Source organism: Luteitalea sp. (genome assembly GCF_022842525.1).
GTDB lineage: Bacteria > Acidobacteriota > Vicinamibacteria > Vicinamibacterales > Vicinamibacteraceae > Luteitalea.
Map to the genome: position 1 here is coordinate 1 of NZ_JALHPM010000233.1, position 8,498 is coordinate 8,498.

Here is an 8,498-nt window from a genome sequence, read left to right on the forward strand (position 1 = left end):
GGCGTGATCGCCTCCGGCGGCGCGGGCGTGGCTGACGCGGGGGCGTCCGGCGGTGGCGCCGCGCCCGTTGGGGCCGCGGCCTCGGCCGGTGCGCCGCTGCCGGCCTCGATCGAGGCCAGGGGCTCGCCGACCTTCACGTCTTCGCCCTCCTGACGCAGGATCTTGCCCAGCACGCCGGCCTGATCGGCGTTCACTTCCAGATCGATCTTCTCGGTTTCGAGTTCGACGAGCGGATCACCGACGGCAATCGCGTCGCCTTCCTTCTTGAGCCAGCGCGCGACACGCGCTTCGACCACCGATTCGCCGAGCTGGGGGACCACCACCTGTGCGGCCATGTGTGCTCTATGCCTTTGCCTTGACCCGGCGCGCAGCGCGCGGCGCGGGAGCGGTGGGGGCGTACGCCTCGGCCACCAGCATCTTCTGGTTGATCATGTGCCAGCCGAGGGACCCCTCGGACGGGCTCGCGCTCCGCGGACGACCGAGATACCGCACCGGCAGACGCCCATCGAGCAGTTCCTCGAAGCAGGGCCGGAAGAAGTCCCACGCCCCCATGTTCAGGGGCTCCTCCTGCAGCCACACGATGTCGTCGGCGTTGGGGTACCCCGCAATCACGGCCTCGACCTCGTCGGCCGGGAAGGGGTAGAGCTGCTCGATGCGGCAGATCGCCGTCTGGCGATCCGATTGCCGCTGCTCGGCCGACACGAGGTCGACGTAGACCTTGCCGCTGCAGAACACCACGCGTCGCACGTCGCGCGCCCGGGTCCTGGCTTCGTCGTCATCGATCACCGGGCGCCAGGCGCCCTCGGCCAGTTCGGCGGGCGTCGACGCGACCAGCGGGTGCCGCAGCAGGCTTTTCGGCGTCAGCACGATCAGCGGCAGCGGATCGGTGGTCAGCAGCAGCGCCTGTCGGCGCAGGAGGTGGAAGTACTGCGCGGCCGTCGTGCAGTTGGCCATGCGCAGGTTGATGTCGGCCGCGGCCCCGAGGAAGCGTTCGGGACGCGCACTGGAGTGCTCGGGGCCCTGCCCCTCGTAGCCGTGCGGCAGCAGCAGCACGAGCGAGGGCGTCTGGCCCCACTTGGCGCGCGCCGACGTGACGAACTGGTCGAGCACGACCTGCGCCCCGTTGATGAAGTCGCCGTACTGGCCTTCCCAGATGACCATCCGGTCCGGGGCCTGCACGTTGTAGCCGTACTCGAACCCGATGGTGGCGTTCTCGCTCAGCGGGCTGTTGTGGATCTCGAAGCTCGCCTTCGCCTGCGGCAGGCGCTGCAGCGGGATGTCGATGGCGCCCGTCTCCACGTCGCGGAAGGCCGCATGGCGGTGACTGAAGGTCCCGCGCTGCACGTCCTCGCCGGTCAGGCGGATCGGAATGCCGTCGGCCAGGATGCTGGCGTAGGCGAGTTCCTCGGCGGTCGCCCAGTCGATCGACCGCTCGTCGGGCTGGTCGAAGACGCTCTTGCGCCGCTCGCGGCCGCGATCCAGCTTGCGATGGCCGGTGAAGCCCTCCGGCCGCGTCAGCAGCGCCTCGTTCATCGCCTGCAGATCGGCCAGGGGCACCGACGTGCGCACCTGCCGGGCCGCCCCGGCCGGCGGCGGCTCCGGGATCGGATTGACGATCGCCTCTTCGGGCTTGAGCTGCTCGTAGACCTGCTCGAGCGCCTTCATCCGCTGGTCGACGAGCGGCTGCGCGATGCCGGTGCGCCCGGTCGTCTGTTCGACGTGGGCTGCCCACTGCTCGCGCACCGTTGGATGGTTCGCGATCTTCTGGTACATCAGCGGCTGCGTGAACGCCGGTTCGTCGCCCTCGTTGTGCCCGTAGCGGCGGTAGCCGACCAGGTCGATGAGGAAATCGCGCTGAAACCGGGCCCGATAGGCCCAGGCCATGCGCGCCGCCTCGATGCACGCGATCGGGTCATCCGCGTTGACGTGGACGATCGGGATCTTGAAGCCGCGCGCCAGCCCACTGGCGTACGAGGTGGAGTAGGACTCGGCCGGCACGGCCGTGAACCCGAGCTGGTTGTTGGCGATGATGTGAATCGTGCCGCCCGTCGTGTAGCCATCGAGGCGCGACAGGTTGAGCGTCTCGGCGACGATCCCCTGCCCGGGGAACGCCGCGTCGCCGTGGATCAGGACCGGGAGCGTGCGGTCGGCGTCGAACACGGGCCCGCCGGGCCGGCCCGCCTCCGTGCCCGCCGCGCGCGCCATGCCTTCGATCACCGGATTGACGAACTCGAGGTGGCTCGGATTCGGGGCCATCGAGACCTGCGTATCGGCATCGAACTGCCGCAGGGCGCCGGCGTGGTACTTGACGTCGCCGGTCCAGCCGAGGTCGATGCGGTAGCCCGTGCGCGCCATCACGGGGTCCTTGAACTCCGCGAGGATCTGCGCGTACGGCTTGCCGAGCACGTGCGCCAGCACGTTGAGCCGCCCGCGATGCGCCATGCCGATCAGCACATGGCGCAGGCCGGATTCGTTGGCGCCATTGATGACCGTGTCGAGGATGGGCACCAGCATGTCCAGGCCCTCGACCGAGAACCGCGTCTTGCCCGGAAAGGTGCGATGGAGAAACCGCTCGAAGGTCTCGACCTCGGTGATGCGGTCGAGCAGGGCGTCGGCGTCGATGGGGGCGATGGGGGGCCGGAAGCGGGCACTTTCGACGGCCAGGCGGAGCCACTCGCGCTCCTCGGGGACGAACACCTGGGCGAAGTCGTAGCCGGTGCGCGTGCAGTACGCCTGCCGCAGCGCCGTGATGGCCGCGGCGGCGTTGGGTTGCCCCTCCGCGAGCGGCCCGCTCACCACGCTGGCCGGCAGGCCGCGCAGTTGCTCGTCCGTGATGCCGTGCCCCTCGGGGGCGAGCGACGGATCGCCCGTCGGGCGCGAACCCAGCGGGTCGATCTGCGCGCCGAGATGCCCGTACCGGCGAATCGACTCGGCGAGCGTCGCCGCACCGACGACGGCGCGGAGATCGACGCCGGCACCGGCACCGGACACCGGCGCCGACGGATCGTCGGGCGGCGTCCACTGCTCGAAGTAGGCGCGCGTCTGCGCGTCCACGGCGGCGGGATCCTGCCGGTACCGGTCATAGAGTTCGAGCACGTACCCGGCATTGAGACCCTGAAACTCGTTCCATCCACCCATACGGAATTCAGATTCTATCGCAGCATCAGCAGGGCGGCGCAGGAGAACGCCACTGGTCCTTCGGCAGTGACAGCAACAGGTAGCGCAGCCGCAGGGTGCGCACGGCGCCGGCGTAGGAGGCTTTGGCGATGTCGCCGGCGATCAGGCGGCTTCGCAGCTGGCGGATCTCGTACCGGTAGAGGTCGTTGACCTGCGCGCGCAGGAGGTCCACCGGCGTGTCGGGCGTCGGGCGCAGGCCGTGTCCGGCGAGGGCGTCGAGGACGAGAGGACGGAACATGCCGTGCACAGGCGACCGCCGGGACCGCCTAGAAGGCGAAATAGATGAAGTCGAGGGACGTCCGGCTGCGCAGCACGAGGATGGTGGCGAACATCACGCCCACGGCCAGCGCCTGCCAGACGATCGTCCGCGTCGGCACCTCGGCCTCGCGGACCACCGGACGATCCGAGTAGGACCGGCCCTGCCAGACCGTCCACAGACTGTGCGCCCACAGCGGCAGTGACAGCGTGAAGGCCACGAGGAACAGATAGAGGCCAGCCTGCCGCTCAGCCAGCGGCGCGGTGCCCGGGACCAGGGTGAGGTCGCGCCAGAGCATGGCCGCGTCGGCCTCGCGGAACAGCAGCCAGCCGATGTGCACCAGCACGTACATCAGGGCCCACTGCGGCACGACGCGCCAGGCGGGCACGCGCTGCCGCCCCGGATGGCGTCCGACCCCGCGCAGCGCGCCCCACGTGCGTTCCCCCACGAGCAGCAGGCCGTGGTAGGCGCCCCACAGGGCGAAGTTCCAGGCCGCGCCGTGCCACAGGCCCGAGATCACGAACGTGATCAGGATGTTGACCAGGGTGCGCGGCAGACCCCGGCGCGACCCGCCCAGCGGGATGTAGAGGTAATCGCGAAACCACGACGACAGCGAGATGTGCCAGCGCCGCCAGAAGTCGGACGGCGAGAGCGCCAGGTACGGGTGTTCGAAGTTCTTCATCAGGTCGAACCCGAGCCACCGGGCGCACCCGCGGGCGATGTCGGTGTAGGCCGAGAAGTCGGCGAAGATCTGCAGCCCGAAGGCGAAGACGCCGGCCCACAGCATCTCGAAGCCGGGGTCCTTCATCGCGAACACCCGATTGGCGATGATGCCGACGTTGTCGGCGATGACCAGCTTCTTGAAGAAGCCCCAGGCCATCAGCACCAGGGCGTCGCGGGCGACCACGAGGTTGAACACGCGCGGGTGCTGCACGCGCGGCAACAGGGCCTCCGCGCGCTCGATCGGCCCGGCCACCAACTGCGGGAAGAAGGCGACGAACAGCGCGAAGTCGCGCAGCGACCCGCTCGCGCGCAGGCGTCCCCGGTAGACGTCGATCGTGTAGCTCAGACTCTGGAACGTGTAGAACGAGATCCCGACCGGCAGCACGATGCGCAGCACCGGCAGCGAGGCTTCGAGCCCGGCCGACGCCATCGCCGCCTGCACGCTGTCGATGAAGAAGTTGAAGTACTTGAAGAAGCCGAGCACCGTGAGGTTGGACACGAGGCTCACGACCAGCCAGGTGCGTCGGCTCCACCGCGTGCCGGACGCGGGCGCGGCCGGGTCCATCTTCTGCGCCACCCACCAGTCCACGAGGGTCGTGCCGCCGAGCAGCAGGCAGAACCACGGCGTCACCCAGCCGTAGAACAGGTAGCTCGCCACCAGCAGGAACCAGTTCTGGGCGCCGTGCGACAGCCGCCAGTAGACGGTCGTCACGACGACGAAGAAGACGAGGAAATCGAGCGAGTGGAAGGTCATCGGAACAGCGGGTGCAGGGTGGCGCGGAACTGCCGCGTGTAGCGCTGCCGGTGCGCGCGCCCGATGTGATCGCCGTCCTCGTACATCGCCAGGGTCTGCATCGGATCGCCCGTGTCGTCGTGCAGGAACATGCCCTCGGCTTCGACGTACGCCTTGAAGTCCCGCATGTATTCCTGCATGCGCGGTGACTGCGCCGGCGGCGTGTTGCCGACGGGGCGTCGCTGGACGCGCACGAAGCAGACCTTCATGCCGTGCTGCTTGGCCAGGTCGATGATCAGCGGCAGCACCGACTGCGGCATGGTGCGGGCGAAGTCCGCCTCGGCGTCCACCGTGGCCTGCACGTCGGCGTCGGTCATCGGTCGCAGGCGCTCGAGCCCCATCGTCTCGAACGTCATCGTCTCGAGCCAGGCGCGGCGCGCCGGCTCGTCGTCGGTCCACAGGCGCGTCGGCCAGTCGTACAACTGCCGTTCCATCCAGGCGTTGGCGCGATCGACGTTGTAGGCGCGATTGACGGCTCCGTGCACCCGGAACCACGCGCCCTGGCGGCGCGAGGCGATGACGTCGTTGAGCGCCGGTTCCTCGGGCTGGGCGACCTCGTCCAGCGACCAGCGGAACGGCCCGGTGAGCCGGAACAGCGGGTCGGTCATGTTGAGGTCGCGGAAGAAGAAGAACGTCACTTTCGGCCGCTCGCCGCTGGCGACCAGATAGTTCTTGAAGCTGAGGTACCAGTAGGCCGAGCCGGTGCCGGCCCGCGCCAGCATCGCCACGTCCTGCCCCAGCAGGCCGGCGAGATAGCCGGCATCGATGCGGGTACCGAGCATCGAGTCGCCGATGAAGACGTAGGAGGGCCGCAGCCGCTGCAGGTCCGTGATGGGGTCGGGGCGGAACGCGATGCGCTCACGCGACGCTTCGAGGGCCGGCAGGTAGCTGGGTTCCACCGCCCGGCTCGACAACCGGGCCATGACGGGGTGCCAGATCAGCGGGACCGCCAGCGCGACCGCCAGGATGGCCACGAGACGCCATGCGCCTCGCGTCGACCATTCGGCCGGCGGCGTGCGAGGCAACTCGTGGGGGGCAGGAGCGGGCAGGGGCGATTCGGTCACGTACGGCCGAAAAGTATAGAACGGGATGACGGCATCATCCCGGGGGATCCGGCAAGCGGGTCGCCAGTGCCACGCCGGTCGCGCCCTCCGCGAAGAGCCAGGACTTGTCCGGCGTCGCCACACCGCTGACCACCGATCCCGCGCCGAACGGCTGACCGGCCGCATCCGCCTGCGGGCGCCCACGGCTACGGCCTCGCGCCGACGCGCATCCGGACTTCCAGGACCACCTGACGCCGCATCACGTCGCCGAAGATGTGCTGCTGGATCTCCTGGTTGAAGAGATTGAGCACCTTCAGCGATGCCGTGAAGGTATCGCTGAGCCGATAGCCGACCGTGCCGTTGACCAGGGTGTAGGCCTCGGTGGTCCCGTGGTAGCGGGAGTCGAGCACGTCCTGCCAGTAGGCGTCGCTGGCATAGCTCATCGAGAGGTTACCGATCATCCGCGCACCGGTGTAGTTCGCGCCCAGGTTGACGCGGTGGCGGGACGGGATGTTCAACTCCGAGATGTCGAAGCCGGACGGCTCGGGCGTCGGCTGGAACGAGTAGTTCGCGAAAGCCGTCAGCGTGCGGGTGACGTCGGTATCGACGCCGAGCTCGACCCCCTTCTGGCGCACCTTGCCGAAGTTGAGGTACGTGAACGACGCGGGCAGGCCGTTGCCGGGACCGAAGCGACCCGAGAGCAGGATCAGTTCGAGGGCCGCCGGCGGCAGCGGCCATCCCGGCGGCGGGGTGGCGGCGCGGTACGAGCCGTTCTGCGTGAAGAAGATCGCGTTCCGGCTGTCGTTGACGTAGACGGCCGCGCTCACCGTCGCGCGGTTGGCGATCACGCCCGAGTAGCCGATCTCGTACGCATCGAGCGACTCCTCCTCGAGGGTCTCGTTGCCGACGGCCGCGACGGGGAAGTTGTAGACACGGCCCGCGAGCGCCGGATTGAGGGCGCCGAGATCCAGCTGGTTGACGATCGCCGTGTCGAGGAAGTTGTTGACCAGCGAGGGCGCCCGGTAGGCCCGGTTGTACGACACCCGCACCGTGTGCGCCGGGGCGGGCTTGAACAGCAGCGTCGTCCGCGGCGACACGACGGGTCCGTCCAGCACCGAGAACGCATCGACGCGGCCGCCGACCACCCATCGCCACATCGGCGCCAGGAAGATCTCGTCCTGCACATAGATGCCGCCCTCGGTGCGCGAGTCCTCGCGCGGCGCCAGGGACAGGTCGAAGGCGTTGTAGCGGAAGTTGCCGCCCAGGCTGAACACGTGACGGTTCCGCCAGGTGGCGACATGCCCCGCCTCGACGTCCATGGTGGTGTTCTTGAAGAGGAAGGGGATCGGGCGACCATCGACGCCCACGGCGAGCAGGTTGGTGGCGGCGCCATCGACGCGATTGACGAACGTGTTGAGGCGCGTCGCTCCGCGTGAATAGTTCACCTTGCCATACGCCAGGTACGTGCCGCGGTCGATGTCGAACGGTCCGATGCCGGTGTGGATCATGCCCTCGGTGCCCGAGAATCCCCCCTGCATCACCACGCGCTGCCGCCCGTCCGGATGGTCGTAATCGAGCCGCGCGTCGAACTTCGGTTGCCGGGTCCCGCTGTTGGCGAACCCGGGATAGATCGTGCCGGTGCCGTTGGGAATCGGCCCGGTCGGACGCGCCATGGCGTCCTGCTGGTAGTACCCGGTGGAGACCTTGTAGGCCCACCGGTCGTTCACCGCGGCCGCGTGGCTGGCCGAGACCGAGAACAGCGCCCCGTTGCCGCGATCCACATCCATCGCCTGGCGCCCGAACAGACCGGCGCTCAGCGCGAAGGCCGACCCCTGCTGCTCGCGAGGCGTCTTCGTGATGATGTTGACCACCCCGGTGAGGGCGTTGGCCCCCCACACCGCCGAGGCCGGACCACGAATCACCTCGATCTGCTTGATCTCCTGGGGATCCATCGGCAGGAAGTCCCACGCGACGAAGCCGAAGAAGTCCTGGTAGATGCTGCGCCCGTCCACGAGGGCGAGCTGGGACGTCGCCAGTGTGCCGGTGGCCGATCGTGACGTGAGGTTGATGTCGCGTGCCGACGTCTGCGTGACGTTGAGCCCGGGGACGGCCCGCAGCAACTCGGCGTAGTTGGTGGCGGGGGAGTTCTCGATCGCGCGACTGTCGATCAACGTGACGGTCGCCGGCGCATTGACGAGGGCCTGCTCGGTCCGCGAGGCGCTGACGATGACTTCCTCTTCGTATTTCTGCGATGCCTGCGCCTCAGCCTCGACCGGCGGTGGGGGCTGAGGCGGCGGTTGCGGCTGCGCCGGGGGGGAGGCGGGCGCTTGCGCGACGGTCGGTGACGCGGAACCGCTCCACAGGAGCAGCCCCAACAGCAGGCCGGTCAACGGGCGACATGTCATGGGCTCACGCAACCTTACGCTCGAGCTGGCGCGCCTGCAACCACGCGCCTAGACGTCCAGTTCCTCAGCCTCTTCGGCCCGGTCCATGATGAACCGGAAAC

The 8,498-nt window shown here is 68.9% G+C and carries 6 protein-coding genes; all 6 read right to left on the bottom strand.

Going from position 1 to position 8,498, the window contains the following annotated elements:
* A partial coding sequence (locus Q0C41_RS27595) for a biotin/lipoyl-containing protein (RefSeq protein ID WP_291989561.1) occupies positions 1–335 on the bottom strand: 335 nt, incomplete at its 3' end.
* A gap of 7 nt (positions 336–342) precedes the next feature.
* Entirely contained in the window at positions 343–3,138 is a 2,796-nt protein-coding gene (locus Q0C41_RS27600) for a 2-oxoglutarate dehydrogenase E1 component (protein WP_291989562.1), read from the bottom strand.
* A gap of 25 nt (positions 3,139–3,163) precedes the next feature.
* Positions 3,164–3,415, bottom strand: coding sequence for a hypothetical protein (locus tag Q0C41_RS27605; protein WP_291989563.1), 252 nt, complete (start codon positions 3,413–3,415; stop codon positions 3,164–3,166).
* 28 nt (positions 3,416–3,443) lie between these two features.
* The gene (locus tag Q0C41_RS27610; RefSeq protein ID WP_291989564.1) at positions 3,444–4,910 is read right to left on the bottom strand and encodes an MBOAT family O-acyltransferase; all 1,467 of its coding nucleotides are present in this window, start codon (positions 4,908–4,910) and stop codon (positions 3,444–3,446) included.
* The gene (locus Q0C41_RS27615; protein WP_291989565.1) at positions 4,907–6,013 is read right to left on the bottom strand and encodes a hypothetical protein; all 1,107 of its coding nucleotides are present in this window, start codon (positions 6,011–6,013) and stop codon (positions 4,907–4,909) included. The genes Q0C41_RS27610 and Q0C41_RS27615 overlap by 4 nt, the downstream gene beginning before the upstream one ends.
* A 185-nt stretch (positions 6,014–6,198) precedes the next feature.
* The gene (locus Q0C41_RS27620) at positions 6,199–8,397 is read right to left on the bottom strand and encodes a TonB-dependent receptor (protein WP_291989566.1); all 2,199 of its coding nucleotides are present in this window, start codon (positions 8,395–8,397) and stop codon (positions 6,199–6,201) included.
* Positions 8,398–8,498: the final 101 nt, after the last annotated feature.

Excerpts from the sequence above, each read along its gene's own strand:
- Q0C41_RS27600 (WP_291989562.1), bottom strand. The coding sequence starts at position 3,138 with ATGGGTGGATGGAACGAGTTTCAGGGTCTCAATGCCGGGTACGTGCTC.
- Q0C41_RS27605 (WP_291989563.1), bottom strand. The coding sequence starts at position 3,415 with ATGTTCCGTCCTCTCGTCCTCGACGCCCTCGCCGGACACGGCCTGCGC.
- Q0C41_RS27610 (WP_291989564.1), bottom strand. The coding sequence starts at position 4,910 with ATGACCTTCCACTCGCTCGATTTCCTCGTCTTCTTCGTCGTCGTGACG.
- Q0C41_RS27620 (WP_291989566.1), bottom strand. The coding sequence starts at position 8,397 with ATGACATGTCGCCCGTTGACCGGCCTGCTGTTGGGGCTGCTCCTGTGG.